Here is a 24,076-nt window from a genome sequence, read left to right on the forward strand (position 1 = left end):
GCAAGGCGAACTCCCCCTCAGCTGGCGAGGGGCCGTCCCGAAGGAGACCGCGTGACCAAGAAGAAGCTGACCGACGCCGAATGGGAAGACGTCGCCACCGACGCCATCGCCCGCGCCCTACAAGAGCGCCGCCCGGCCACCTGGCGCGCCGTCATGAACGAGCTGACCGACACCGAGCGCCGCCAGGTCGATAGCGCCCGCATGCGCGCGGTCGCCCGCCGCGACAAGAAGCGCTGAGTGCGGCCGGGACTGTCCGAACCAGCCCCGGCCGCGCACCACCGATCACACCACACCCGCCCCCGCATCACCTCGATGCGGGGGGCCGGCCTCATGTACGGCGAAGCCGCCGCGCTATGCCGCGTAGCCGCCCGTGGTGGACGGCGCCCACCCGCCGACGTCACGGCGAGCGAGCCCGCCCGTTGTCGATGCTGGCGCCCAGCCGCCGGTGTCCGAGGGGGTCCAACCATTGCCGTGCTGCATCCATCCTCCAAGTCAGTCGAAGGGGCGATCATGCAGGGCGCTGGCCACCCAAGGCAAGGCAGAGACACGGGATCTTTACGTCCCGGACGAAAAGAAAGGAGCGGGAGCAAGATAGGCGATCAGGGGCCCTGATCGCGTGTGTCGTCCGGCGCGGCGGCCGACTGCAACCACCTGCCGGTGGTGTCCCCCGGTGGGGTCGCTCCGCTGAGGAAGACCGTGCGCGGCCGTACGGTACCGTCGCCGTCGTGACGATCCGTCCGGGACAAAACGACGACCCGACGCCCCCCGAGTCCGACGACGATCCCGCTGTCGAGATCCGTGTCGAGCACCGCCTGGACAGCCGCAGCTGCGCGTGGTGCCGGTACCCGGTGCCCTACTCCGGACGCGGCCGACCGCCCTCCTACTGCTCCAAGTCCTGCCGTAACCGCGCATGGGAGGTGCGCTCAGCGGAGGCTCGTCTGCAACGCGACATCGCCGCCGGCGTCCTGCGCACCGAGCCGGTGCGCGAGGTGATCCGCGAGACCCGCGTCGAGCCGCTCACGCCGACCACCGCCCGCCAATGGCTCGACCATCTCGAAGAGCTGGCCGGGCAGGTGCGCGAAGACGAGCTGGGCCGCCAGCACTGGCACCACGTCAAGCTCTACGCCGCGCTCGTGGCGGTCGTGGCCGAGCTCGGCGCCGCCTACCCGGGCGGCCTGGCCTATCTGGAGCGCGAGGCCAAGCGCCGACGCTGACCGCCGCGCCATGACGCGGGCGACATCCCCACGAGCCCGTTTTCGTCCCGGACGAAACGGAGCAAGTTAGTAGATAAGACGGTCTTATCTCGCGGGGCGAGCCGTCCGGGGGGACCGGTGGCAGGCCGTACGGCGAGGCCGGGAAGACGCGAAAACCCCGGCGCGGCGGCCGGGGTTGCCCATGTATCGGTGACGATACCCTAGCATTCTTGTTGATCTTGGTCGGCTTCTGTACGGCTACCGGCTTCGCGGTGATCGCTGTGCGGAGCAAGTTAGTGCAGAACTCGGAGTTCACTCCGGAACCGGGTCCTGAGCAGGGTGGAAGCTGTACGGCAATGAGGGCTTGGTCGACGTTGACCAGAGTCGGGTCGACCGCTCCTGAACGCCTCACGATCGCCATGCGCGGGTTGCCGAAACAGCGGGGCCGGGGGCGATCGACGGGTCCGGTACCTCCTTCGTCGGCACCGGCCCACCGAGACCACGGGCTGACGCAGTCGAGGGACCCGGACGTCATGATCGAATGCAAATTTTCTCTACGTCATCAAGCCGCGCCCACTGCGCGGCCGCGGTGGCAATGTCGGTGAGTCTGGGAGCCACGCGGGCATCGCTCCACGACGGTCGCGGTCGCGGCCTGGAGAGCTCACAAAGCCCCCCAGGGCGTCCAGGAGCCCTCCAAGCCCTTCGGCCCGCGACCCGCGACCAGCGCCCGCCACAGGCTGATCAGGAGCCGTTTGATCGGTCGCGGCCCGGGTCGCGGCAACGCGACCGGAGCACTGCCGAAAGAATCAGCCCCGGTTTGTCGGTGAGAACCGACAGCGCCCGCCGGGTACGGCGTGAGCATGGGAAAGCACACGCCGATGAGCAAGCAAGCCGCCGCGCGCATCCAATCCGCGGCCGCCAGAAAGCCCGGCAGCAAGAGCGCCCGGGACGGCTTCGACCGGCGAGCCCAATCCGCCGGCGACACGAACGAGCACCGCCGCCAGGACGACGAAGACGAGTAGCCGCCGCGCGGTTGCCGAAAGACTCGAGAACCCCTCCGGGGCCCTCGGATTCGTCGTGGTGGCCACCAGCTGCCCGCGAGCGACGCAACCCCGAGCCCAGCCGATTGCCGAATTGTTCTCACAGGGGATCAAGAGCCGACCGCGCCGAGACGGGGCGGTCGACGGGCCCGGGCGGATCGACGGCCGGGCGTGCGGCTCTTCAGCCGGTCCCGGCCGCCGCCCGCCCCAGCCCGTCGACCCGAATCTCAGCCCGTATCCCGAACGGCTTCCCCGAGACTTCGTTCACGCCCCTCGAAGCCCTTCAAGCCTCCCGCACACGCCACCACCCACAGCAGCCCACGATCGAGCCCCATCACAGGCCTTCACACCTACGCATTCATCAATGATCAAGGTATGCGTACGTCAGTAAGCGCCCGCTGATTCACGTACAAGATCGCGTTCGGGGGCGTCGCCACGCCGTGGCCGCCGCGATGATTGACAATGTTCCCCCTAGGCGGAACTCTTCGCGGCGGAAGAGGCTCACCGGGAAGGATCATGCATGGCGCAGACCACTGCTTCCCCGGCCACCCTGCCCGAGCTGATCGCCGCGCTGCAGTCCCTGGCCGGCTTGGCCCCTCTGGATCGGGCGCGGCGCGCCCCGGAGCTGATCGAGGCGGCCAAGGGCGTGCTGGCCGACGCTCGCGCCGTGGCTTGTCTGGAGGCGTCCCAGGCGATGCCGCAGGTCGAGATCAGCCGTCGACTCGGTATCAGCCGCAGCAAGATCAGCGAGGCGATCAGCCGGGGCCGAGCGTTGATCCAGGCCGCCGGCGCCGTATCGGCCGGATCGGCGGCATCGCATACCGAGCGAGCACACGCCCGCACCACCGCCCGCCACTCCAGGAAGGATCCCTGATGTACCGCGTGAGGACACTCGGATGGCTCTTGGTAGCAGCGGGAGCGCTGGTGCTGGTCGCCGCGCTCGTGGTGGGCGCGGGCACCGTCGTGCGCAGCGCCGCGGCCCTGGCGTTCGGTCTGGGTGCGTGCATCCTGGCCGCTGCTGAACTCGTCATCGTGACGCGCAACAAGAGGAAGGCCCAAGACGATGCAGATGCATGACCTGGTAACGACCGCGCTGGCGGTCGTATCGCCCGAGACCACGCCTCCCGCCACCGGAGGCCCCGATACCGCGGGCCTGGCTGACTGGGTGCGGAACCTGCTCGGGCCGTTGCTGCTGGTCATCATCAGCGTCGTGGCGATCTTTTTCCTGTTCACCCGGGAGATCACGCGGTTCGTCCAGTTCATCCTGCTGGCCGTCGTCGTGCTGGTGATCTTCTACTTCCCCGACATCATCGTGTCCATCGCCAACGGCGTCGCCAACGCGCTCGGCATCAAAGGCGGCTGACCCACACCGCCCGGCCCAGGGGGTCCGTCAGGCGCGGGCGTTGAGCGCCGCCAGCACCACGACTGCGACCGTGGCGGCCACCGGCAACACCACGTCCAGGCGGCGCGCCAGCGCCAGCACCGTCAGCGCGGGCAAGCCCGGACCGACCCGGATCCGGTAGCCGCCGCGTGCTGCCCGGCGCTCAGCCTGGCCGCCGCCGCCCTTCCCCCGCCGCCCGCGTAGCAGCAGGAGCGGCAGGCCGAACACCGCCGCGCCCATCGCGGCTGTGACGGCCGCGGCCGAGACCCATCCCCACACATCGCCCACACCCGTCATCATGCGACGCGTGCCCCGCCCGCGTCACCGCCTCCTCCTGCGGCCGCAGACGAAGTCAAGCCCGCAGGAGGAGGGCGAAGCCCGTCCAGGCGGTGAGCGGACCGCCTGGTAGACTCACGGGAGTCCCAAAGGGACTCCCGTGTAAACCCAGCGAGTCGACTCCCTTGGCCATCACACGTTTTTGATCATGAATGTCAAGCCCGAGAACGCCCCTGATTCCCCGTCGCGGCCGCGGTCCAGGGTGGCGTGCCTACGGGGTACGGCGGCGCCGGCGACGGCTGGCGTAGGGGTCGCTCGGGTCGTAGGCCGCCCTCGCCGACGGCTCCCCCGACGACTCCACGGGCGGCTCGGCAGGCGCGTCGACGTCCTTGCGCGGGGCCGGCGGCCGCGCCGCTCCGGCCGGGTTCGAGACGGCCGGAGAAGCCGCAAGAGGCGCGGAAGGTGGCGGGCCGGCGGGATCGTCACCCGGCGGGCCCGACGGCCCCACAGGCCGCCGAGAGGCCCGCGGCGGATACAACGGCTCGGCGTCCGGGTGATCGGCAGGGAAGGGCAGCCAGGGCGCCTGCAGCGGCCTCCAGGAGCCCTCCAGCCACGTCAACGCACGACCGGCGATCGGCGCGACGCCCAATGCCTTGTGCCAGTCGTCGCCGATGTCGAAGGCCATCTTCGCCCCGGCCGACGACAGCGGGCCGAAGGTGACGCGGTTGACCAGCTGGTCGCGCAGCGCGCCAGGCACGGCGTCCTTGGCGTCAGGCCGCTGGGTCAGCACCCACAAGATGACGTTCGCTTCGAGGGCCTGGCGGGCGAGCGTGTTGAGCGTGTCGGCCAGGTCGGGGCAAGCCAGCAGCACCTGCTGGATCTCATCCAGGATCAGCAACGCCTTCGGATGCGTCGGCTTCGTGCTGGCCGTCCCGGATCGCCAGGCCAGCATCTCGGCGTAGCGGCGGGCCACCTCCGGGGCCACCGACCCGGCGATCACCGCACGCCACTGATCGGGCTCATGAGCGACGGTGTGCACGCCCTGGCGGTCGGCGAGCGGGGCCAGCGACCCCGACCCTTTGCCGTCGACGCCCCACAGGCCGCCGGGGAAGACGCCGTGGGTCAGGCCGTCGGCGGCCCAGGCGCGCACGCCGGAGCTTTTGCCGTGCTGGGTGGCGCCCACGATGAGGGCATGCGCGTTCGGCCGGTAGAGCGCCAGCGGTCGGCCCTCGTCATCGAGGAGGTCGGCCAGCTCCGGCGTGGTCTGCCCTAAGACGATCGCCCCGGCCGGGCGCGGCCACGGCCGGGCGGGCAGCAGCCGCGGCAGCGGCGCCACCCGCACCACCTCCAGCCGGGTGTGCACGTGATCCCAGGCGGTGGCGTAGTCCGGCCGCACGCGGGCCTGAGCAGGGGAGGCGGGCGGTGGCCCGCACAGCTCCCACATCATCCGCTCCACCAGCTCATCACGCCGGGTGCTCTTGTGCGCGGCCCACTCGGGCGGGTACACCACGTGGATCTGGCGCAGGGTGCGGCCGTCGCGCCCCCACAGTACCCGCCCCACCCGCACGTCATCGGTCCCGGCCACCGTGGCCGCGCCGATCCGCAGTCGGGCCAGCAGCCGGCGCCGCCCGCGCATCGGGATGGTCACCACCGCCAGCCACACCAGGGCCACCACGGCCAGCAGCACTGGAGCCAGCGCGCCCACCAGCACCGCCGGGATCACGCTGGCCAGCACCGCATACAGCGTCAGCCAGCGCCGCACCCCCTGCGCCGCGGCCGTGCTGCGCTCGACGTCGGCGCCGGTGGCCAGGCGCGCGGCCCGCCACCCGCCGGCCGCCGCCCCCACCACCGCAACCCCGGCCGCCGCGGCCGCGGTCACCGGGGAAGGCATGCCGCGGGCGATCCACACCATCACCGCCGCCACCGTCGCCGGCAGCCAGGCGTGATAAGCCCCGTCGCGCAGCGCGTGCCGAGCTTCGCGCGCCCACGGGTTGCGCTCGGCCCAGTCCGCCAGCTCCACCCACACGCTCATCGCCCTCCCCCTACAGCGTCATCGCGGCAGCGGTGCCGAGCTGGGCCAGCGCGGCTCCGGCGATGTCGTAGGCGGCCCGCTCGTGGTCGCGCTCACCCCGCCGGGCCTCACACGGCCCCCACCCAGCCGGGCGACCGCCGCTCTGGCCTTTGGCCGGCCAGAACTCCGGCGGGTAGTCCGCGGTCACCGGTCGGGCCCGCACCAGCCGCCCCGCCCCGTCGCGGTCGTAGTGCCGCTTGCCGTGCCCACCCGGGGCGATGAGCATCACGGTCGGGTCGAAGGCCAGCAGCCCGGCCACGATCTGACGCGGGATCAGCCAATCGGCCAGCGCGATCCGCCCGCCCGGCGGCACCACCACCTCACACGCCAGCCGTACCGGCCTGCCACCGGCCACCTGGTGCGCCTGGACGGTGGCCTCCACGACATCGATGAGCCGCCCCATGTAGCGGGCCCAGGCCGCCAGGTCGTGCACGTTGTCGACGGCGGCCGCCGACGGCCGCCCCGCGACGTCGACCGGGCCGATCGTCCACCCATGCAACGCCCGCTCCCCGGCCCGCAGCACCCCGGCCGTCCATCGCCGGCCCGGGTCGATCCCCAGCACCGCCACCTCGCCGCTCACCAGCACAGCCCCCCTTTGTCCGTCACGTGCCCGGCGCCGCCGGCGGGTCCCACACCGTGACCTTCATCCGTACCTGCGGCGGGCTGGTCAGCTGCGTGGCCGCCACCACCCGCAACAGCGCCACCCGGCCGTCCGAGGTCAGCGCGCACAGCACGTCACCGGCCTGCACACGCTCCACCTGCTGGCCGCCCTCGGCGGCCGCCGCGTCCCGGCAGGTCCGCCAGCTGGGCGAGGCCTCGCCCAGCCGCGCCAGCCGTACCCGGCCGTCGGCCGCCTTGAGCGTGGTCGCGATCCAGTCCCCCACGATGTCTGCGCCCGGCAGATCACGCGCCGAGCGCGGCGGCGCGCTGTCCAGGTCGGTGTGGTCGTACAGGCCGGTCACGACGACCGTGCCCCGCCAGCGCACCACCGGCCGCGACGGCGAAGGTGATGTTGACGAAGGCTGCGCCGACGATGGCGTCGACGGCTTCGACGTGCTGGCCGCCCAGGGCGAGGCCGACGCGGTCGCCGGCGGAAGCGAGGATGGCGGCGGTTGCGATGCGACCTGCGACGGCGGCGCGCTGGCGGCCGCCGACGTCGGCGGTTCCGGGTCCGACGAAGGCCATCCCCAGATCGCGAAGACCAACACACCGATGAAGATCACGCCGGTGATCACGGCCACGACCTCCAGGTGACGGGACGGAATCTCCTCATCGTCGCGTGGGCCAGGGGGTGAGGTCACAGAGACGAACTTAACCCGCTGTGGCGAAATATCACGAGAGTGATCCAGAGAGAGCGCAGGTCGACCAGGCGCGGAGCCAGCCTCAACCCGGATCAAACCGCCGTCAGCCAGGCGAGCAGGCCGATACCGTTCGGTCCCATGAGAGGCGAGATCCCCATCTTGAACAACAGCGACTTGCGCGCCGTGCTGAAGAAGTTCGGCCTGTCGGGCGACCACCTGGACAAAGACGCCAAGGCGCTGGTCCGGCTGCGCATGTGCCACGCGCTGCTGGGCGCCGTCGAAGCCCAGGCGCTCCAGGCCGAAAGCGGCGCGCTGGAAGCCGGGATCGACCCGGAGAAGGTTCAGCATGCGCACGCCACCGCCTACATCGGCGCCAACGCCACCGACGGCGCCGACGCGTTGTTGCTGCTGCAGGCCCGCGCGATGAGCCTGGTGACGATGATCCTGCAGCTGGAACCGGACCCGCGCGCCATGGTCTCCGACGCCGTCCTGGGCGCTTCGGTGAAGGCCGCTGCAGGCCTGGCCGGACTGCTGCACTTCCGCTACGAGGCGGCCACCGGCGGCGATGAGGCCGCCGCAGAACGGACGCTCGCCGAGTCCGCCGCGAACCTCCAGGCCGCCGCCGAAGAGATCAACGCGTTGTTCGAGATGGCCGCCCGGCTCCGCAGCGGCGGTAGCCCGAACTGATCAGCTGACCTGTCTCTTTCGAGCCGCCGTCGGATGCTGAGCCCGACCGATATCAGTGCCACCCGGCCTGTACGCTGCCGAGCGTCATGGCGCGGGTCGTTGCGCGTCCTGGGCTTCCCAGCGGTCCAGCGCTTTCTCCAGCGCCTCGTACAGCGGCGCGTCCAGTTCGGCTGCCTCTTCCCACGAGGGCCCGGTGTAGGTCTCGCCGGGCGGCAGGTAGCCGTACGGCGTGGCCGTCCAGCCAGGGCGAAGCCGCCGGTTGTCCCGCCCGAAGACCGCGCGGGCGGCCTCCAGTGCGTCGGCAAAGTCCCGATCTTCCCGGCAGCGGGCATACACCCGTTTATTGGTCACTCCGGCCGCTTTGGCGGCCCGGTTGACATAGCCGTGCTTACCCAGCTCGGCGAGGAACACCTGGGGCCAGTCGGCTCCTGTCTCTGTTCTCGACACCGACCCATGATCCCCGCACCACCAGGCACTCCTCAGGCCCAATCCGCAATCCCCGCCACCCCTTGAGCCCCCGTTTCCTTGTCAACCCAGTTCACCATTTCTGATCTACAGTCGAAACGAACCGTCGGAGATCGATGGACCAAGGTATCTGCGATACGAAGATCATCTCAGCGGGGTTGCCAGGGCCCAGTATGTCGACGTGCCAGCATGTCAGCGTGGCTGGCACATCCATGATCGAGAGGGTCAGGACAACATCTCCCCCAGGCCAGCCAGCCATGCCTAGCCACCTGGCCTGAAGCTTCGTACCTTCCGGTACAAACGGCGCAAGTCTCGGCACCCGACAGGCGAGGGGCAGCATGGGGCGGTTCTGGGCATGGCTCACGACGGACAAGGGCAGCGTCAACGGACAATCTCCCGCCCCGCCACCGCCACCAGACGCCCCGCGCATCGAGCCCCGCATGGCAACCGACCTCGGCGAAGCCCTGGCGGCCTACTGGCATAACAGACACTGGCTGGGCATGGACGGCTTCATCAAATGGCTGTACGACACCGGCCAGATCTCCGAGGCCAGGTTCGCGCTCAAGGAGATCAAGAAGATGCCGGACCCTCCTGACAGCCTGCTAAAGCGACTGCGCCCGATCGAGAAACTGCTGGAGGCCCGGCTACACGAGCAGCTGCCGCTCCCCCCGCCTGACTCCCATGCTCGCGGTGACCTGGCCGACGCCGAAGGAATCCCGTGAATGGATCCCGGCGATGGGGCCGACCAGGACAGCCGCCTTTACCGCCGCCTGCGAGGCAGCAGGAACGCCTCCAACGCACAGGAGACCAGCTCACTTCGAGAACGCGCTCCAACGTCGTCGACGAGCTTGTCGAGAACGGCGGTCTCGGCTTCTGTCGCCTGGAACGCCCACAGGCGGCGACGGCCATCACGAGCTGCTGAGGCTGTCGTCGACGCCCCGCGCCGTGGTGGAAAGAGGCTGTCCTCGCGGCGGCCAGGCCCTGACTGTCGCCGGGCGACGAGAGCAGGCAACTCATCACGCAGCGAGTCGATCGCGTCGACCACCAACTCGTAGTTGTCGACCCGCCGGGAGCGTCGCCGGCGACTGGCCTCGGTGATGGCCGCGGGCAGCAGGTAGACGTTCACCGGAAAGGTGTCATCCTCGGTGCCGAGGCGGCTCGTGTCCGCAGATGGGGCACGCCGTCTGGTCGACGGGGTGGCCTCGGCTGTCTCCCCTGCGGTTGAGGAGGCGTCCTCCACTGGAGGGGGTGGTGGGGCGGGTGGGCGGTTGGGTGGAAGGAGGCCACCCAGCCCGGCCGCGCTGGTGCCGAACGCGTCGCCGAGACTGCCCGGCTTGTTGATGTTGGGCTGGTTCACGACTGGCTCTCCACGGCGGCCAGCAGCTGCAGGATCTCGGCACCGAGCTGGCGGTAGTCCTCGGCGACGTTGCCCGCCGTGGCGGCGATGCGAGCCTGAGGCGCAGCACCGGCCCGTAGCGTCTCCCACCACGCGGGTTGGTTGGCCGCGTCGCTTTCCAGTTCGTGCGCGACCCGGCCCGCCTCGCGCGCGTCGTTGGCCAGCTTCTCGGAGTGTCCGATCTTGGCCGTCAGCACCGGCGAGGATCCGACACCGAACGCGGTCTCAACGCGGGACCGTACGGTGCGGTGGATCGCTGTGGCGGTGCGCGAGGTCGCGAACAGGACCACGCCGAGCAGCGCGAGAGCAGGGTTGATCTCGCGGGCGATGGCGTAGCGCTGTGCAAGCAGCTGCATGCCCACCAGGCCGCCCTTGTCCGTCTTGGTCGGCATCAAGAGCCAGCGTCCGGCGCCAAGCGCGAGGTCGACCAACAGCGTGTTCTCCGGCGGGGTGTCGATGAGCACGACGTCGAACTCTCCGGCGATGGGCGCCAGGATGCTGGCCAGGGTGAGCATGGCGTCTCTGCCCTGCTGCTGAACACGGCCCACCATGACGCCGGTGAGGTCGGTCAGTGCGGTGCCGCCGGGGACGACGAACAGGTTCGGACGGCCGAGCACGGCGACCGCCTGCAGCGTCTTGCCGGTCATGAGCGACATGAGGAATCCGGCGCCCTGGTCGTCGATGTCGCTGTCGCGGTAGCCGAGATCGTCGGCCAGGTTCGCCTGCCGATTCAGGTCGATCAGCAGAACCCTGTAGCCGGCGGCCGCGAACAGCGCGCCCAGGTTCGCGGTGATGGTGGTCTTGCCGACTCCGCCCTTGTCGTTGGCCACCACGATGACGCGGGCCAAGGCGACGAGAGCACCGTGAGCGGGTGTGTTGACCGTTGGTGCAGCCACGTTGATCACTTTCATAGGCGTAACGCTGGGATCAACACCGCAGTCTCCCACGCATCCGCTCCCCCCGACGGCGGCCACCAGGCGTGCGTGTCCTCACATCTCCCCGCTACTCCCGAATCCCCTGATGCAGGCACCATCGCACTCCTCCCCCATGCATTGGTGCCTGCCTTCCATCAGTCGGTCTATCACTCTGTCTATCGGTCTATCGGTCGGTTCTGCCGCTATCTACCTGGGACTTTGTGGTGGCACAGCGAAGGGGCTTCAGCCGAGCCCCTTTCGTTGGCTCGTTATCAGGTCGGGAGCACTTCCAGAGAGACGTTGGGGAAGAGCGCCGTCCACCGGTCCGGGTCAGCGGTCAGGATCGGCCACTCACGCGCGACCGCCAGGACCAGAGTGTGCGCGTGCCCCACGTCAGCGTCCTTGGCCTCTCGCAAGACGTCGGCGACGTGGAAGGCCATGGACGGGGTGAGGTCACCCGCCGGCGGTGGCACGGTCATCCCCATCTCCACCAGGTGGCCGATCGTTTCCACCTCATGCAGGGTCTGCGCGTCGGCCAGCGCGCGCGCCAGTTCGCTGGCTGCGATCAGCAGCGGGCGGGCAGCGTCTTCGGCGCGCATCATCCACGCCACCATGTGCTGATCGAGTCGGGCCCAGGCCGCGATGGCGCTGCGATCCAGGACCACCCCGATCACGCGGCACCCTGCTGAGAGCCGCCCTGGGCTTCGAGCCCGTTAAAGACCGTGTTCGCCCACGCTCGAGCCTGTTCCCAACCCTCAGGATCGGCTTGGCCGACCTGTTCCGCGGCCCGATGCAGGAACTGCGAGGCCCGTTGCTGGCGTTCCATCCGGTCTTGTACAGCTTGACTGACGTAGCCGGATACCGAATCGATGAGGCCGGTCTCTGACATCGAGCGCAGACGGACGGCCAGGTCTTTCGGCAGGCTAACAGTGATCTTCTCCACGCTTGCCATACCAAAATCATACCGACCATGGTCGTGCGCGCCAGTGAGGCGCACGGTCTTCTCTGAACCTGCTGAACAGCGTCAGCACGCTGGCAAGTCGAAGGAGAGAGACGAGATCCCGCGCTGTCATCCATGTATGTCGACGACGACCAGGGTGATGTTGTCCGGGCCGCCGTGGTCGATGGCCAATGCGATTAGGCGGTCGGCCGTGTCTTCTGGGCTGCGGATCGAGCTCAAGGCGTCTCGAACGAGCTCGTGAGGTACGACTGAGCTCAGCCCGTCCGAGCAGAGCAGTACCCGGTCACCGGGACGGAGGTCTCGGGTGGTGAGGTCGGGAGAGCGACCATCGATCCGGCCATCGAGGAAGCGGGAAATGCGCTCAAGCAGGTTCGGCACGCTGGCGGCCTCGGCCACCAGATTTCCGTAGGTGTGATCCTCGGTGAGCTGGGTGAGTTGCGAGGTGTCGCAGCTATGAGAGTCTGCAGAACGCAGCAGGTAGGCGCGGGAGTCACCCACATTCGCCAAGACCGCCGTTGCCTCGGACAACAGCATCGCCACCAGCGTGGTGCCCATGCCGACCAGTGCTGGCTCGGCTTCGATCCTGCGGCGCAGGGCCTCGTTGGCCGCATGGACTGCCTTGCCGAGGATGTTGGGGAGGTCGGCCGCCTTGGCCTGGTGGTCGTGGAGTCGCAGGACATCAATCACGGTGGCGCTGGCAATGTCGCCAGCGATATGGCCGCCTAGGCCATCGGCCACTGCAAACAGCGATTTACCTGCGTAAAAGCGATCCTCATTGCGTTGGCGCACGAGCCCGACATGAGTACGGGCGGCAGCTTGAACAGTGAGGGACATGATCGTTCACCTGCCCGTCTCGATGTCCTCGGGCCCCTCGTCGTCATCCGGCTCAGGCCAGGGACTTTGCGCTGATTCGTCGCGGTGCAGGACGTGGACAGTCTCGACTCGGTCGCTCGCCACGATGTACTCGGTTACCTCGATGGGCTTGCCATCGCGCCCAGACGTTCCCACCCGCACGATCTCCAACACGGGCAGGCTGGTCGGAATCTCAAGCAGTCCGGCCTCGTCTTTGGTGGGCATTCGCGCCCTGTGGATCTCCATCCAACTGATGGGCCAGTGGCCGGCCTTCTCCAACCGGTACAGCCAATCCCCGGGCCCAGGGGCCTGGGCGTCGACGTCGGGGGCGTCGTCGACGCCACGTGGGTGGATCCACGAGATGTTGATCTGAAATGGAGGTTCAGACTCGGGTCCGGTGACCCGGAATCGGCGCATCGCCGAACTGCCCACCGGAACCCCAAGCAGTTTTGCGATTCGTGGATCGGTCAGCGGCTCAAGAGACGCTACCGGCGGGATGTGGTGCTTCCATACCTCCTGGCCTGATGCTGAAGGGAAGGAATAGCCAGGGTTGTCGGTGGCGATGTTCCGCTTCACCAGATTCCCGCGCGGCCTGCGCAGTCGCATCATGCCGTGGCGAACGATGATTCCCCGGCCCTGCACCGCCCAGACAAAGCCCTCCGACTCAAGGACTCCGATCGCCCGTCCGATCGTGTCTCGGTTCGCTTCGTACTGCTTGGCGAAGTCATCTAGGCGCGGAAGCTTGGCTCCTGGCTCCCACTCGCCAGCCTCAATCCGCGCTCGGATCTGACCGGCGATGTCCAAGTAGCGAGAGTGCACAGCCATCGCAAGGTCCCCTTCGCCAGGAACTGTCTTGGGACAATTGACAAGCCCCAACTGTAGGCCGAATATTGTCCCAAGACTATCGCCCCTTGTGGGGCATGAGTCACCCGGGCGTCTCGTGTCCGAATTGGAGGAGTCCGGGCGGCGGATGGCCTGTCCAACCATCTGCTGCGTTGCAAGGTGTTCACCGGGAACACGCGCGGCCCCGGTGTGTCCAGCACCGAGGCCGCGATGAGTCGAGACCTTGAAGGAGAACCGACTCGTGTCCATCATCGCTGATCTGTCCACGTCTACGGAACGGCTGCTGACCTCAAAAGAGGTCGCCATCGTCTTCCGCGTCGATCCCAAGTCCGTGGCCCGATGGGCCCGCATCGGCCGTCTGGCCGCCATCAGAACTCCGGGCGGTCGCGAACTTCGGTACCGAGAGTCCGACGTTCATGCGGCCCTGCGCAGTCCCGCTGAGGTTCCGCAGGCGGCGAGCGCCTGATGGCCACCTACTTCGACCACAAGGCCGCCCGTACTGCGGCGGCCGCCGACGCCCAGGCCCGTCTGGCCGAAGCCGAGGCCATCCGCGCCCAGACCGCGCTGCACGCCGAGGCTGAGCGGCGCCGGATGCAGCGCGAGGACGCCGAGGACCGCCGCCGCGACCAGGCCACCCGCACCGCCGCCAAGGCCCTCGCCAAGGCCAACCGCGCCGCCCGCCGCCGCACAGCCGCCCAGGCGCTGAGTGCCGGGGTGCGGGCACGCAGCCACGCCATCATCGGCGCGCTGGCGATGGGCTCGCCGATGTTCATCGCCTGGGGCGGCCAGTACGCCTTCGGCGACGACGTGATGCAGCTCGGCGCGGCCGCCGTCACGCTGCCGATCGCGATGGAGGGATCGGTCCTCTACACCGCCTACCTGACCCACCGCGCGATCGAGGCGGGCCTGCCGACCGGCCGCTACCGCGCGCTGACGTGGGTGATGGCGGCGGTGGCCGCCTCGATGAACCTGTGGCACCAGGTCGACAAGCACCAGACCCCGGCCGACGCGTGGGCGGGACTGCAGGTCGGCGTGATCTACGCGGTCGCCTCGGTGCTGGGCATCGTGCTGTGGGAGCTGACCGCCGGCCTCAAGAGCCAGGTCAAGTCCAAGCGCACCGCCGCCGACATCCGGCGCGCGGCCTGGCGTCGCCTGCGGTATCCGCGCCTGTCGTGGGCGGCGGCCTCGATCCGGGGCGCGCAGGGGTGCTCGATCGAGGACGCCTGGCAGCAGGCGTGGATCGACCGCTACGGCGTCGGCCCGGCCGCCACGCGCCGCGAGCGCAGGCTGGCCCGCTCGATCGTGCGCTACCAGCGCAAGGCCGATCGGACCGCCGCCAAGCACGGCATGGTGCGGATCATCGACGGCTCGATCGTCCGTCTCGGCGCTGAGTCCTCTCGATCGACGGAGGGCGAGCAGGCCATGGCGAGCCTGCGCGACTTCCAGGCCCGCCGCCCCGGAATCCTTCGATCGGTCGCGATGCGCTCCCGCTCGATCGGTTCGGAGGCGATCGGGGGCTCGGCTCGATCGGATGCCGATCCTGCCGTCTCGATTGAGCGGCCGGAGTCGATCGAGGACCGCCCTACCGAGTCGCTTGAGCGTCCGTCAATCGAGCCGCCCAAGGCCGTCGATCGAGCACCCGCATCCCGTCGATCGATCGAGGCGGCCCCAGACGGGGAGATCGAGCCCGCGCCGCGCCGCTCGATCGAAGAGCACCGGGCCACGCTGCAGGAGCTGATCGAGGCCGGGGAGATCGAGCCCGCCACCGTCACCGCCGAGGCGATCCGCCGCACGCTGCGGTGCGCCCCCAAGACCGCCCAGAAGCTCCGCGACGAACTGGTAGGGGAGGAGGCAGCATGACCGCGATCACCCACGCCCCCGCCCGATCCGGCGCGCTGACGCTGTCCGACCGGGACCGGCTGGCGCTGCTGCTGGCCGACTACGTCGCTCTGCTGGCCCACGCCCGCGCCGCTGTGGCGGCCGCCGAGCTCGGCGAGGCCGACCCGACCGGCTACCTGCGGGACCTGTTGGCCGAGCGTGGCCAGCGCCCGGCCGCCGGAGCCAGCCCCGCCCAGCTCATGGCGTGCGCCATGCCCGCCCCGCGCATGCTCGGAGGTGCGGCGTGAAGCAGACCTCGGTGGTGCGGAACCTGACGCTGTGGTCGGTCGACCGGCAGCCGATCGACACCTTCATCCGCTACGACATCGCCGACCCGTACGCGGTCACGCTCGAGTTCGTCGACGACCACGGCCGGACCACGGTGTCCTACCTGTTCGGCCGGGAGCTGCTGATCGACGGCTTGCACGAACTGGTCGGCCAGGACCTGGTCGTGGTGGGCCCCCACGACGCCGACGGTTACACCACCCTCAGCCTCACCCCCGAGCACGGCGCCCTGCCGATGGACTTCTACGTCGCCACCGCCGTGCTGACCGAGTTCGTCGAGGCCAGCTGCCAGCTGGTGGCCTCGGGGAGCGAGCGGTTCCACCTGTCGATCGACCAGGTCATCGCTCACCTGCTGCACGGGAGGTGGGCGGCATGAGCGCCAGCGAGATCGCCAAGGGCCTGACCCTCTGGCCCGCCGACCGGCCCGACTACCCGATGGGCGCCACCGTCCACTACCAGGCCAGCGACCCCTACGCGATCCGCCTGGCCTTCGTGCAGGGCTCCCGCGAGACCCGGTCCTGGACGTTCGGCCGGGAGCTGTTGGCCGAGGGCCTGTCCTGCCGCGCGGGCGAGGGCGACGTCACGGTGGCCCCGCACGAGGACGTCGACGACTACCTGACCTTGACCTTTACCCCCGCACCCGAGGACGGCGGCTACCCGATCGCGCTGTACGCCAAGCGTGAGGCCGTCGAGCGCCTGGTGGATGAGGTCTACGGCCTGGTGCCGGTCGGCCGTGAGCACCGGCACATCGACGTCGACGCTGTGATCGACCGGATTCTGGCGGAGGTGGCGTGATGGCGATCACCGTGACCTGCCGTACCGCCCGCTCCTTCGCCGGACGTCCCGAGGCGATCGGGCAGGCCCGCGCCTGGACGCTGGCCCTGCTGCCGGAGGCGTGCCCGCGCGCCGACGACGTCGCCCTGGTCGTCAGCGAGCTGGCCACCAACGCGATCCTCCACACCGCGTCCGGCGCCCCGCACGGCCGCTACGCCCTGGTGGTCGAGGTCGGCGTCGACAACGTCGAGATCACCGTCGCCGACCAGGGCAAAGCCCTGGTGCCGGTCCCGCGCGGCGACGGCGAGTTCGGGCGCGGGCTGGAGCTCGTTCGCGAGCTGGCCGAGGACTACGACGCCGTCGACACCGAGAGCGGGCGCACCGTGTGGTGCCGCCTGGACTGGCCGGCCCCCGGCCAGCAGCATCCGCCCCCGTCACGCGCAGATCAGCGTTCGTGACCCGTCTGACAAGGAGTTTTCGATGAGCAACTCGACCGGCCCCTGGTCGGGGGACATGCTGGACAGCCCGGAGATGGTCGAGGCGTTCTCCGGCCAGCTCCGGGTGGCCCTGGCCGAGTACGTCGACTACGTGGCCCGCATCCGCCGGGACGCGGAGGCGATGTGGCGGGCCAACCCTCCCGCCGAGTTCGGCACCTTCGAGGCGTGGTGGCGCCACCACAAGGTCACCGCGCCGTTCGCCAAGCTCCAGGAGCACCTGGAGGCCGCGGTGAAGCTCACCTTCGAGGTCGCGGCGCAGCACCGGCGGCAGCGTCACGAGCTGCCCGCCGTCCGCAAGGCCTCCGTTGAGGCCAGGCAGGAGGCCGCCGCGCTCAGCCGTGGAAGCGCCACCCCCCGCCGGTTGAGCGGCGGGGGGCAGCCCTACCCGAAGCCCCGTCCGGCGGCCCCGGCCGCTGACGACGGCAGCTTCCTGGACATGGTCCGCCGTGAGCGGTCGGCATGACCGCACGCACGACTGCACGGTCCACTGCCGCCGCCCTGGCCTCCGCCGGGGTGGCGGCACCCGGCCCCGACCCGACGCGAGCTGAGGAGGCGTAGTGAACCGGCCGATGACCAAGGAAGAGCGACGCGCCTACAACCAGCGGCGGCACGCTGAACAGCGCCAGGCGCTGGTCGCCGACCGTGGCCCGCAGGGGCTCGCCGAACTGTGGTGGGACCAGGCCCGGAAGATCGCCCGGGAGCGGGCTGCCGACGGCGACCAGCGCGTGTGGAACGACCTGGCGCTGTGGCTGTCCAACTTCTGCGATCGCTACGGAGCGTGACGCGCGATGTTCATGTTCATCTTCATCTTCACCCGGGTTCCGGCCCGAGCCTCGCGTAATGCGAGCGCGCGAGCGCCCGCGCGCACGAGCGCGCGAGAGTACGCCATCCCGTCACTGTCCGTCAACGCCTGAAAGGAGCGCACACCGTGGCTGACGACCCCACCAAGGACGGCACGGACGCCAAGATCGTGTCCTTCCGGCCGCGGTCGGACGGGCCCGTTTCGCCCCCGCCGCTGCCGCCGCTGCCTCCCGCGCCCCGACCTTCGGTCCTGGCGGCCGCGGACGCTCCCGCCGACCAGGAGATGGTCCCGGCCGCCTTCCTGTCCGAGGGCCTGCCACGTGCCGGGACGATGGGCCCGCCGCTGGCCCTGATGATGCCGCCGCCCCCGGCCCTTCCCGCCCTGCCGGATGCCGAGGCCACCGAAGATGGCGAGGGCGAGTTCATGCCGCCGGCGCCGGAGGACCCCGCCAACCCGACCGCGCGCGAGACGTTGCAGATGTGCATGGCGCTGGTGACCGCGCTGGGTGTGGCCGCCGCGCAGGGCATGTGGCACCGGGCCCGGCACCGCCAGGCGCTGGCGGATCAGGCCCGCGCGAGTGCTGACAAGGCGCACGCCAAGGCGGCCGGTCACCAGCATGGCGGCGGTTCTCGGGGGGCTGGCAAGGGCGGCGGTGGTGGTCTGCTCACCCGGTCCCACCACCAAGCCCCGCACCGCAAGCGCCGCGGGGGCGGCCACGGCTCCGGAGGCGGAGGCGGCAGGAAGGACCCCAAGGGACCTAAGGGCCCCAAGGGTTCTGACAAGGGCGGCCACGGCGGTCCCGGCGGGCACGGGCCCGGCGCGGGCGGTAAGGGCTCTCACGGCCCTGGCAGGGGCTCTCGCAAGGCGCCCAAGACCAAGAACGGCAAGCAGCCCAAGGGCGGACTCGGCACGGCGCCCTGCATCAAGAACCGCAAGCCGCGCAAGCCGGTCGATGGCAAGACGGACGGCAAGATGCCCAAGGCGCCCAGGGCGACCAAGGACGGCAAGCCGCGGGACGGCAAGGACACCCCGGCGCCGAAGCGGCCGCGCCCGCTGCGGTGGAAGGCCCCGCGTAAGAGTCGCCCTGGCCCCGGCGGGGACAAGGCGCTGCCGCCCGGCCGCAAGCGCTGGACCCGGCCCGCGGGGCCCGGGGCGGACAAGCAGGGCGGCAAGGCCGCCGCCACGCCCAAGGCCGCCAAGGGCGCCAAGGGCGGTAAGGGGAGCAAGCGTCGGTGGAAGAGCACCACCAGGTGGCTCAAGAGCTGGCGAGCCCGCCACGCGGCATCCACCACGGCGGCGCGCTCAGCGACCGACTCGACGGCGGGCACGTCAGGCGCGTCGGGCGCGCAGCAGGCAGGCCAGGCGGGCCGGGAGTCGCGGAAGCGGTCGACGCCGCCCCCGCCTCCCCGGGGAGCCGAGTGGATGCGGCCGCCGCCCGGGGCCGACCGCAGGGTGAAGGTCACCGTCGAGCGCGTGGACGAGCGACGCCAACCGCGCCAGGAGTCCGCCGTCTCGGCCATGGCTGTCGCGGGAGCACCCGCGGCCGGGTGGCCAGCACTGTCCCCGGCGGCCGCCGCCAGCTCGCCGGCCCCAGGCCCGGCCTCGTCAACGTCAGCACCAGCCCAGTCGAACGGAGCCCAGATCGGAGCCCAGATGAGTCCGCTCGTACCCGCACCTCGCAGCACGCAGTGCCGCGACGCCGACCTGACCATCTACGACGTCATCGACGCCGACGCCGACATGGCAGAGGAGATCGTCGACGGGGTCGCCGAGGCCCAGTCGGCCGCCGACGGCTGCGAGCTGCTGCTGACCAAGTTGGAGGCCCTGCACGCCAAGGTCGTCGAGCTGCGGGTGCCCGGCGTGCTGGCGGGCATGGTGCTGCGGCTCATGGAGCACACCGCCACGGTCAAGGCCAAGGCCGAAGCCATCGCCGCGACCCTGCCCCGCGCCGCCGAGGCGATCTCGGTCGCCGGGACCAACGCCGAGGCCCGCCACAGGCCGCTGGCTGATGCGGTCCGCGACGCCGGCCACATCCGGCCCGCCGAGCGCGACTACCACAACGACTGACGACAGGGAGGACCCGATGGGAGAGCTGACCAGGAGCGAGACGACCGGCGGGGCGGTCGCGGCCACCGGCGGCGTGCTGGAGACGGTGGTGCGCTACGGCATCGTCATCGCCCAGCTCACCGCGGCCGGACTCCGGCTGCGCGGGCTAAGCCAGCAGGTTCGCTCCACCTACCGCTACGTCGAGGGTTGCTCGGACTCGGTCGACCGCCTGGCCGACCAGATGGCGGGCCTGGCCGTCGACCGCGACACCGTCAACGAGCACCACCAGGCCGCGCTCGTCATGCGGTCGGTGCTGGGCCACGCCGAAGCGATGGCCGCCGCCACCGAAGACCTGGCGACGCTGTTCGGAGCGGCCGCCGCCGCCCACCAGGCCGACTACGGGACGGTCGCCGACGCCGCCAATCACATGCCCGTCCCGATGGCCGAAGCCGAGTTCTACAGCAACCGCTGACCCGCTGACCTGGAAGGAGATGACCGTGAACCGGACCACCACGCCCCCGCCTCTGCCGAAAGTCGACGTCGAGCTCCCGGCCTGGCCCGCCGTCGACCGGGCGCGCCGCCGTCTGGATGCCGTGCGCAGCGCCGCGGGGCGCGTGGCGACCCTCGCCGGTGGCGTCGCGGCGGCCGTCGGCCTGTTCACGCCCGCGTTCGCCGGCGCCTGCCTGCTGGCGACCGCGGCGCTGTCCATCATCGGGCTGGGGACCTTGCGGCTATGGAAGCCCGAGGGCCATCAGAAGACGACCGCGACCGTGCTGTACCTGGCGCCCGGCACCGCCCTGGCCGCGCTGCTGATCGCCGAACAGCTCGTGGCGGGCATCCACTGGGGCGAGGCCCTCGCGCTGCTGGTCTGGACGACCGCGACGGGGCTGCTGCGCCCGGCCCGCCTGGCCCGCCGCATGCTCTGCCCACCGCCGCCCCCCGCGCCGACGACCGCCCCGGCCCCGATGGAGGTAGTCGACGGGCACCCGGCCGCCCGCTGGTGGGCACAGCACGTCGCCGTCGACGGCGGCACGGCGCCCGACACCGTGCTGGAGGACATCGAGCGGACCGGCGAGACCTCGATGCGGGCCGTCATCCGCTCCGCGATCGCTGGCCACCCAGTGCCGGACATCTCGATCAAGCGCCTGTCGGCGCTGATGGACGTCCCCGAAGAGGCGATCACGATCGGCCCCGTGCCCGGCCGGGGCGCATCCGTGCGCCTGCTGACCGTCGGCAAGCCGGATGAGGCGAGCGACCCCGCGACGGTATGGGCGCAGCGGATCGCGCCGACGGCGATGCCCGGGGCCGTCCTGACCGGCGTCCGGGTCGGCCGCCCGGGTGCCGGCCACACCACCACGACGTCGACCAGCACCTTGGAGGAGGCGTGAGCGTGCCCGTCCTGACCGCCCCTGATGACGTGGTCGAGCTGGAGCTTGAGGTTCCCCAAGGCGAGGTCATCCGCTACGACCTGGCCGCGCTGTGCTCGGCGCTGGACATCAACGACCCGACCCGGATCGCCGTCGAGACCGACGGCCTGCGCCGCGCGCTCGTCACGATCTACCCGTCCAACCCGCTGGCTGAGGTCCGGGCCGTGACCCGCGAGGACCTGGTGATGGACCGGCACGGCCGGATCATCACCGGGCTCTACCACAACGGCCGCCCGGTCAAGAAGCGGCTGTATGACCCGTCGACCGGCAGCGCTCAGCGGTTCCTGCTGTTCGGCACCACGGGTGCGGGCAAGTCACGCGCTCTGCAGATCGAGCTGATCGCCGAGAAGCTGAACGGGATCTGCACGTGGCTGGCGGACCTGAAGCTGGGCCAGTCGGTGCCAGAAGCCGAAGGCAACGTCGACTGGTACGCCCGCAGCCAGGAAGAGGCGATCTTGATGCTGCTGGCAGCGGCCGCCGTCGCTCAGGACCGGATGCGCCGCTACAGCGCCGCCGGGCGCAACTCCTTCGCTCTCGGCACCGACCCGCTGCTGCACGTCCGCATCGACGAGGCCAACCGCCTGCTGGAGCGAGGCGCGCCCTACCGGGACATGGCGACCCACCTGATCAAGGAGCTGGGCCGAACCGGCCGCAGCGTTGGTGTCGGCATCGGCCTGGCCGCCCAGGCCTCCCACCTGGAGGAGCTCGGCGGTAGCGACACGTTGAGGGCCATGCTCAAGGAGGGCGAGGTCACGCTGCTGCGCTGGTCGTCGTCCATGATGCGGCAGTTGGTCGGCGACGGGCTGCTGCCCGCCGGCGAACAGCTCATGCCCATCCCCAGGACGCTCGCCCCGCGCGTGCTGCGCTCGCAGTTCGAGGCGGCCCCCGACGACGACCAGGACGACGCCCCGGGCACGCAGGGCACCGGCTACCTGCTGTCCGGGCCGCGCCCCACCGCGATGATGCGACACCTGCGGGTCGGCTCCATCGCCCCGATGCCCGGCCTGGACCCGGAGATCCTGGCCCTGTACGGGACTGACGAGCCCGCCCGCCTGGAGGACATCTCCCACCAGGCCGCCGGGGAGGCCTACGCCCTCCGTCACGACCCGGTCGCCATGGAGGGGCTGTGCCAGGCCCTTCGGGACGCACAGGACCAGCAGAGCCAGCAGGGCCAGGCGGCGGGCGGCTCGACCGGCCGCACCGCGGGCGGCCAGAGCAAGCCCCGCCTGGAGGACCGTGTCCTGGCCGTCCTGGCCGCCGCCGAGGACCCGCTGTCCGCCGAGGACGTCCTGGAAGCCGTCAACGCCGACGGCGGCCGGGAGGTCAAGGTCGGCTCGGTCCGCAACACGCTCGGCGCGCTCGCCGACGCCGACGGCGGCGCCGTCGTCCGCACCGGGCACGGCCTGTATGCCCTTGCCCCACGCTGACCTGCCGATTCGACGGTAGCCGCGCCCGCTGCTACCGGTCCTCCTCCGAAGATCAACTCCAATCACCACCCGCTCCCACCAAGGAGAAGCACATGAACACCAGCGACGCCTTCCGCCGCTACACCGACGCTCTCGATGTCATCGCCGACATGCAGTTCGAGCAGGCACCCGCCGACCTGGACGCCGACAAGCTGGCCGCGGCCGTGGCCGACAGCTTCCAGACCGTCTTGGAGCAGGCGGCGGCCGACTGGCCCGACCGGATGCGGGACCTGATCGCCGACATCATCACCCGGCGCGCGTTCGGCGAGGTCGACGACAAGCTGGGCCCGTTCAGCGACGGGTTCGAGATGGCCCTGCGGGCGTTCGACGAGCGGGACAAGCAGGGCGCCCCCGACCACTTCTTCACCCGCATAGGCCGGTTGTGCCAGCTCCTGGAGAGGCGGCTGTCCGGCAGCCCCGCGGGTTCCTGAACGGCCAAGGGGCGCGCTCCTGGGTGGTCAACCGACCAAGTCCGGCCACCTGGGAACGCGCCCCCACCCCAATCCCAACCAGAGACGGAGGAGTCTCCATGATGCCCGCTCCATCCACGATGTCATCCACCCAGGCCGCCGAGCTGGCCCGGATCCTGGCCGAGGCCGCGCCGTTGCTCACGCTGGTCGACCAGGAACTGGCCACCATGCGCCGAGGCCTTGCGGCCATGCAGGCGATCGTCGACGGCACCGCCGACGCTCCCGCCACTCGTGGCCAGCGGCTCAGGAGAGCCGCGTGAGCGACAACCAGCTGCCCGACGCCACCGTCGCCGAGCTGGTCACCCTGGCCGTCACCTGCCCGGCGAGCAACGTACAGGCGCTGCTGCCTCGCCTGGAGCGCGTGCTGGCCGAACTGCGCCACCGGCTGACCGAGGTGATCGCCGAGGCGTACCGCGAGGCGCGAGCGGCTGAGGAGTGGATCGCCTCGCTGGAGGCTCTGGCCGAAGCCGAGCTCGCGGTGGCATCGGCATGAGCGTTTCCCGCCCCATCCCCTCGCCCGCCTGGCCGGGCGAGGGCCCTCACACACTCCCGGCCCGTACGGCGGCGCGCGGGTTCGTCGTCGCGGCCGCCGGCAGCTGGCGACGCGCGACGCAACTCGTGGTCTGGTGCCGACGTGGGATGACGAGCGGGCAGGGCGCGGCGCGGCCCCTGCCTGCCCGCCCTCCCGCGTCGGCACCCGATCAGGGCCCCTTGCGACCCGATTGTGATCAACTTCTGCGACACACCCGGGGTTTTCGGCGCGTCTGGCTGTGCTCACAGCCTGTCAAGGTGGAAAGATGCGGCGTTGACTACCCAGTCTCAAACGTCGTCAGGAGAAACTCCCGGCAAAAAGAAAACGCCCCGCAGTGCGGGGCGCCTCTCACGCAAACAACTTCATATGACGCGCTTCCGTCGTCAGCTCCTAGGTTTGGCCGCCGAGTTGAGCTGATCGGCTTCTGCGTGTCTTTTCACGTCTGGAGACGACCATAGCAGGGCGCCAGGCGGTTAGCCCACTACGCCCTGACGACACGCCGGGGCGCGGCAACACCGC

General features: G+C 70.6%; 35 protein-coding genes. 24 read left to right on the forward strand and 11 right to left on the reverse strand.

Annotation, left to right across the window (positions count from 1 at the left end; genetic code table 11):
* The first annotated feature begins 51 nt into the window (after positions 1-51).
* From ACFXJ8_RS39205 to ACFXJ8_RS39230, 6 genes are all read left to right on the forward strand, one after another.
* On the forward strand, positions 52-237 hold the full coding sequence (locus tag ACFXJ8_RS39205) for a hypothetical protein (RefSeq protein WP_379649893.1): 186 nt from the start codon (positions 52-54) through the stop codon (positions 235-237).
* Positions 238-725: 488 nt separating this feature from the next.
* On the forward strand, positions 726-1,214 hold the full coding sequence (locus ACFXJ8_RS39210) for a hypothetical protein (protein WP_379649895.1): 489 nt from the start codon (positions 726-728) through the stop codon (positions 1,212-1,214).
* 857 nt (positions 1,215-2,071) lie between these two features.
* Positions 2,072-2,215, forward strand: a complete 144-nt coding sequence (locus tag ACFXJ8_RS39215) for a hypothetical protein (RefSeq protein ID WP_379649897.1) — start codon at positions 2,072-2,074, stop codon at positions 2,213-2,215.
* 538 nt (positions 2,216-2,753) lie between these two features.
* A complete protein-coding gene (locus tag ACFXJ8_RS39220) occupies positions 2,754-3,107 on the forward strand; it encodes a hypothetical protein (protein WP_379649899.1) in 354 nt (117 codons plus the stop codon).
* 50 nt (positions 3,108-3,157) lie between these two features.
* Entirely contained in the window at positions 3,158-3,310 is a 153-nt protein-coding gene (locus tag ACFXJ8_RS39225) for a hypothetical protein (protein WP_379649901.1), read from the forward strand.
* On the forward strand, positions 3,303-3,596 hold the full coding sequence (locus ACFXJ8_RS39230) for a hypothetical protein (protein ID WP_379649903.1): 294 nt from the start codon (positions 3,303-3,305) through the stop codon (positions 3,594-3,596). Before ACFXJ8_RS39225 ends, ACFXJ8_RS39230 begins: the two co-directional genes overlap by 8 nt.
* 27 nt (positions 3,597-3,623) lie before the next feature.
* Here ACFXJ8_RS39230 and ACFXJ8_RS39235 read toward each other — a convergent pair whose 3' ends face one another.
* The 4 genes from ACFXJ8_RS39235 to ACFXJ8_RS39250 form a co-directional block, all read right to left on the reverse strand.
* On the reverse strand, positions 3,624-3,902 hold the full coding sequence (locus ACFXJ8_RS39235) for a hypothetical protein (RefSeq protein ID WP_379649905.1): 279 nt from the start codon (positions 3,900-3,902) through the stop codon (positions 3,624-3,626).
* Between the two features lie 259 nt (positions 3,903-4,161).
* Complete coding sequence (locus ACFXJ8_RS39240; protein WP_379649907.1) at positions 4,162-5,922, reverse strand: hypothetical protein; 1,761 nt, start codon at positions 5,920-5,922, stop codon at positions 4,162-4,164.
* 10 nt (positions 5,923-5,932) lie between these two features.
* Entirely contained in the window at positions 5,933-6,541 is a 609-nt protein-coding gene (locus ACFXJ8_RS39245) for a hypothetical protein (RefSeq protein ID WP_379649909.1), read from the reverse strand.
* Between the two features lie 22 nt (positions 6,542-6,563).
* Positions 6,564-6,950 (reverse strand): hypothetical protein, encoded by a 387-nt coding sequence (locus ACFXJ8_RS39250; RefSeq protein WP_379649910.1) that lies wholly within the window; start codon positions 6,948-6,950, stop codon positions 6,564-6,566.
* On the opposite strand from ACFXJ8_RS39250, the gene ACFXJ8_RS39255 reads away from it, so the two are divergent.
* Both ACFXJ8_RS39255 and ACFXJ8_RS39260 read left to right on the forward strand, forming a co-directional pair.
* Positions 6,931-7,215 (forward strand): hypothetical protein, encoded by a 285-nt coding sequence (locus tag ACFXJ8_RS39255; protein ID WP_379649912.1) that lies wholly within the window; start codon positions 6,931-6,933, stop codon positions 7,213-7,215. The two genes, ACFXJ8_RS39250 and ACFXJ8_RS39255, sit on opposite strands and share 20 nt — an antisense overlap.
* Positions 7,216-7,400: 185 nt before the next feature.
* Positions 7,401-7,949 (forward strand): hypothetical protein, encoded by a 549-nt coding sequence (locus tag ACFXJ8_RS39260; protein ID WP_379649913.1) that lies wholly within the window; start codon positions 7,401-7,403, stop codon positions 7,947-7,949.
* 84 nt (positions 7,950-8,033) lie between these two features.
* Here the strand turns inward: ACFXJ8_RS39260 and ACFXJ8_RS39265 are convergent, their stop codons facing one another.
* A complete protein-coding gene (locus ACFXJ8_RS39265; protein WP_379649915.1) occupies positions 8,034-8,396 on the reverse strand; it encodes a hypothetical protein in 363 nt (120 codons plus the stop codon).
* Between the two features lie 458 nt (positions 8,397-8,854).
* On the opposite strand from ACFXJ8_RS39265, the gene ACFXJ8_RS39270 reads away from it, so the two are divergent.
* Entirely contained in the window at positions 8,855-9,136 is a 282-nt protein-coding gene (locus ACFXJ8_RS39270) for a hypothetical protein (RefSeq protein ID WP_379649917.1), read from the forward strand.
* A gap of 38 nt (positions 9,137-9,174) precedes the next feature.
* Here ACFXJ8_RS39270 and ACFXJ8_RS39275 read toward each other — a convergent pair whose 3' ends face one another.
* The 6 genes from ACFXJ8_RS39275 to ACFXJ8_RS39300 all read right to left on the reverse strand — a co-directional run bounded on the left by ACFXJ8_RS39275 (position 9,175) and on the right by ACFXJ8_RS39300 (position 13,341).
* Entirely contained in the window at positions 9,175-9,771 is a 597-nt protein-coding gene (locus ACFXJ8_RS39275; protein WP_379649919.1) for a hypothetical protein, read from the reverse strand.
* The gene (locus ACFXJ8_RS39280) at positions 9,768-10,706 is read right to left on the reverse strand and encodes a ParA family protein (protein WP_379649920.1); all 939 of its coding nucleotides are present in this window, start codon (positions 10,704-10,706) and stop codon (positions 9,768-9,770) included. The genes ACFXJ8_RS39275 and ACFXJ8_RS39280 overlap by 4 nt, the downstream gene beginning before the upstream one ends.
* Positions 10,707-10,996: 290 nt before the next feature.
* A complete protein-coding gene (locus ACFXJ8_RS39285) occupies positions 10,997-11,398 on the reverse strand; it encodes a hypothetical protein (RefSeq protein ID WP_379649922.1) in 402 nt (133 codons plus the stop codon).
* Positions 11,395-11,676 (reverse strand): hypothetical protein, encoded by a 282-nt coding sequence (locus ACFXJ8_RS39290; RefSeq protein ID WP_379649924.1) that lies wholly within the window; start codon positions 11,674-11,676, stop codon positions 11,395-11,397. Before ACFXJ8_RS39290 ends, ACFXJ8_RS39285 begins: the two co-directional genes overlap by 4 nt.
* Positions 11,677-11,793: 117 nt before the next feature.
* The gene (locus ACFXJ8_RS39295) at positions 11,794-12,519 is read right to left on the reverse strand and encodes a PP2C family protein-serine/threonine phosphatase (protein ID WP_379649926.1); all 726 of its coding nucleotides are present in this window, start codon (positions 12,517-12,519) and stop codon (positions 11,794-11,796) included.
* Between the two features lie 6 nt (positions 12,520-12,525).
* Complete coding sequence (locus ACFXJ8_RS39300; protein WP_379649928.1) at positions 12,526-13,341, reverse strand: GntR family transcriptional regulator; 816 nt, start codon at positions 13,339-13,341, stop codon at positions 12,526-12,528.
* 280 nt (positions 13,342-13,621) lie between these two features.
* On the opposite strand from ACFXJ8_RS39300, the gene ACFXJ8_RS39305 reads away from it, so the two are divergent.
* The 15 genes from ACFXJ8_RS39305 to ACFXJ8_RS39375 all read left to right on the forward strand — a co-directional run bounded on the left by ACFXJ8_RS39305 (position 13,622) and on the right by ACFXJ8_RS39375 (position 23,518).
* The gene (locus ACFXJ8_RS39305) at positions 13,622-13,846 is read left to right on the forward strand and encodes a BldC family transcriptional regulator (RefSeq protein WP_379649930.1); all 225 of its coding nucleotides are present in this window, start codon (positions 13,622-13,624) and stop codon (positions 13,844-13,846) included.
* Positions 13,846-15,240 (forward strand): DUF2637 domain-containing protein, encoded by a 1,395-nt coding sequence (locus ACFXJ8_RS39310; RefSeq protein ID WP_379649932.1) that lies wholly within the window; start codon positions 13,846-13,848, stop codon positions 15,238-15,240. The genes ACFXJ8_RS39305 and ACFXJ8_RS39310 overlap by 1 nt, the downstream gene beginning before the upstream one ends.
* Positions 15,237-15,506 (forward strand): hypothetical protein, encoded by a 270-nt coding sequence (locus ACFXJ8_RS39315; protein WP_379649934.1) that lies wholly within the window; start codon positions 15,237-15,239, stop codon positions 15,504-15,506. The genes ACFXJ8_RS39310 and ACFXJ8_RS39315 overlap by 4 nt, the downstream gene beginning before the upstream one ends.
* Positions 15,503-15,919 (forward strand): SsgA family sporulation/cell division regulator, encoded by a 417-nt coding sequence (locus ACFXJ8_RS39320; RefSeq protein ID WP_379649936.1) that lies wholly within the window; start codon positions 15,503-15,505, stop codon positions 15,917-15,919. The genes ACFXJ8_RS39315 and ACFXJ8_RS39320 overlap by 4 nt, the downstream gene beginning before the upstream one ends.
* A complete protein-coding gene (locus ACFXJ8_RS39325; RefSeq protein WP_379649938.1) occupies positions 15,916-16,338 on the forward strand; it encodes an SsgA family sporulation/cell division regulator in 423 nt (140 codons plus the stop codon). Before ACFXJ8_RS39320 ends, ACFXJ8_RS39325 begins: the two co-directional genes overlap by 4 nt.
* Positions 16,338-16,775: an ATP-binding protein gene (locus tag ACFXJ8_RS39330; protein WP_379649939.1), complete on the forward strand. Its 438-nt coding sequence runs from the start codon at positions 16,338-16,340 to the stop codon at positions 16,773-16,775. The genes ACFXJ8_RS39325 and ACFXJ8_RS39330 overlap by 1 nt, the downstream gene beginning before the upstream one ends.
* Before the next feature lie 22 nt (positions 16,776-16,797).
* Complete coding sequence (locus tag ACFXJ8_RS39335; RefSeq protein ID WP_379649941.1) at positions 16,798-17,277, forward strand: hypothetical protein; 480 nt, start codon at positions 16,798-16,800, stop codon at positions 17,275-17,277.
* A 94-nt stretch (positions 17,278-17,371) separates the two neighbouring features.
* Positions 17,372-17,596 carry a hypothetical protein gene (locus ACFXJ8_RS39340; RefSeq protein ID WP_379649943.1) on the forward strand — a complete coding sequence of 75 codons (225 nt, stop codon included), beginning with the start codon at positions 17,372-17,374 and terminating at the stop codon, positions 17,594-17,596.
* A 146-nt stretch (positions 17,597-17,742) separates the two neighbouring features.
* Positions 17,743-19,683 carry a hypothetical protein gene (locus ACFXJ8_RS39345; RefSeq protein ID WP_379649945.1) on the forward strand — a complete coding sequence of 647 codons (1,941 nt, stop codon included), beginning with the start codon at positions 17,743-17,745 and terminating at the stop codon, positions 19,681-19,683.
* 16 nt (positions 19,684-19,699) lie between these two features.
* The gene (locus ACFXJ8_RS39350) at positions 19,700-20,134 is read left to right on the forward strand and encodes a hypothetical protein (protein WP_379649947.1); all 435 of its coding nucleotides are present in this window, start codon (positions 19,700-19,702) and stop codon (positions 20,132-20,134) included.
* Between the two features lie 25 nt (positions 20,135-20,159).
* On the forward strand, positions 20,160-21,050 hold the full coding sequence (locus ACFXJ8_RS39355) for a hypothetical protein (protein WP_379649949.1): 891 nt from the start codon (positions 20,160-20,162) through the stop codon (positions 21,048-21,050).
* Entirely contained in the window at positions 21,047-22,516 is a 1,470-nt protein-coding gene (locus ACFXJ8_RS39360; protein ID WP_379649950.1) for a hypothetical protein, read from the forward strand. Before ACFXJ8_RS39355 ends, ACFXJ8_RS39360 begins: the two co-directional genes overlap by 4 nt.
* A 92-nt stretch (positions 22,517-22,608) precedes the next feature.
* Positions 22,609-22,986, forward strand: coding sequence for a hypothetical protein (locus tag ACFXJ8_RS39365; protein ID WP_379649951.1), 378 nt, complete (start codon positions 22,609-22,611; stop codon positions 22,984-22,986).
* A gap of 98 nt (positions 22,987-23,084) precedes the next feature.
* Entirely contained in the window at positions 23,085-23,285 is a 201-nt protein-coding gene (locus ACFXJ8_RS39370) for a hypothetical protein (protein ID WP_379649952.1), read from the forward strand.
* The gene (locus ACFXJ8_RS39375) at positions 23,282-23,518 is read left to right on the forward strand and encodes a hypothetical protein (protein WP_379649954.1); all 237 of its coding nucleotides are present in this window, start codon (positions 23,282-23,284) and stop codon (positions 23,516-23,518) included. The genes ACFXJ8_RS39370 and ACFXJ8_RS39375 overlap by 4 nt, the downstream gene beginning before the upstream one ends.
* Positions 23,519-24,076 lie beyond the last annotated feature (558 nt).

The organism is Nonomuraea sp. NPDC059194 (assembly GCF_042754765.1).
Lineage (GTDB): Bacteria > Actinomycetota > Actinomycetes > Streptosporangiales > Streptosporangiaceae > Nonomuraea.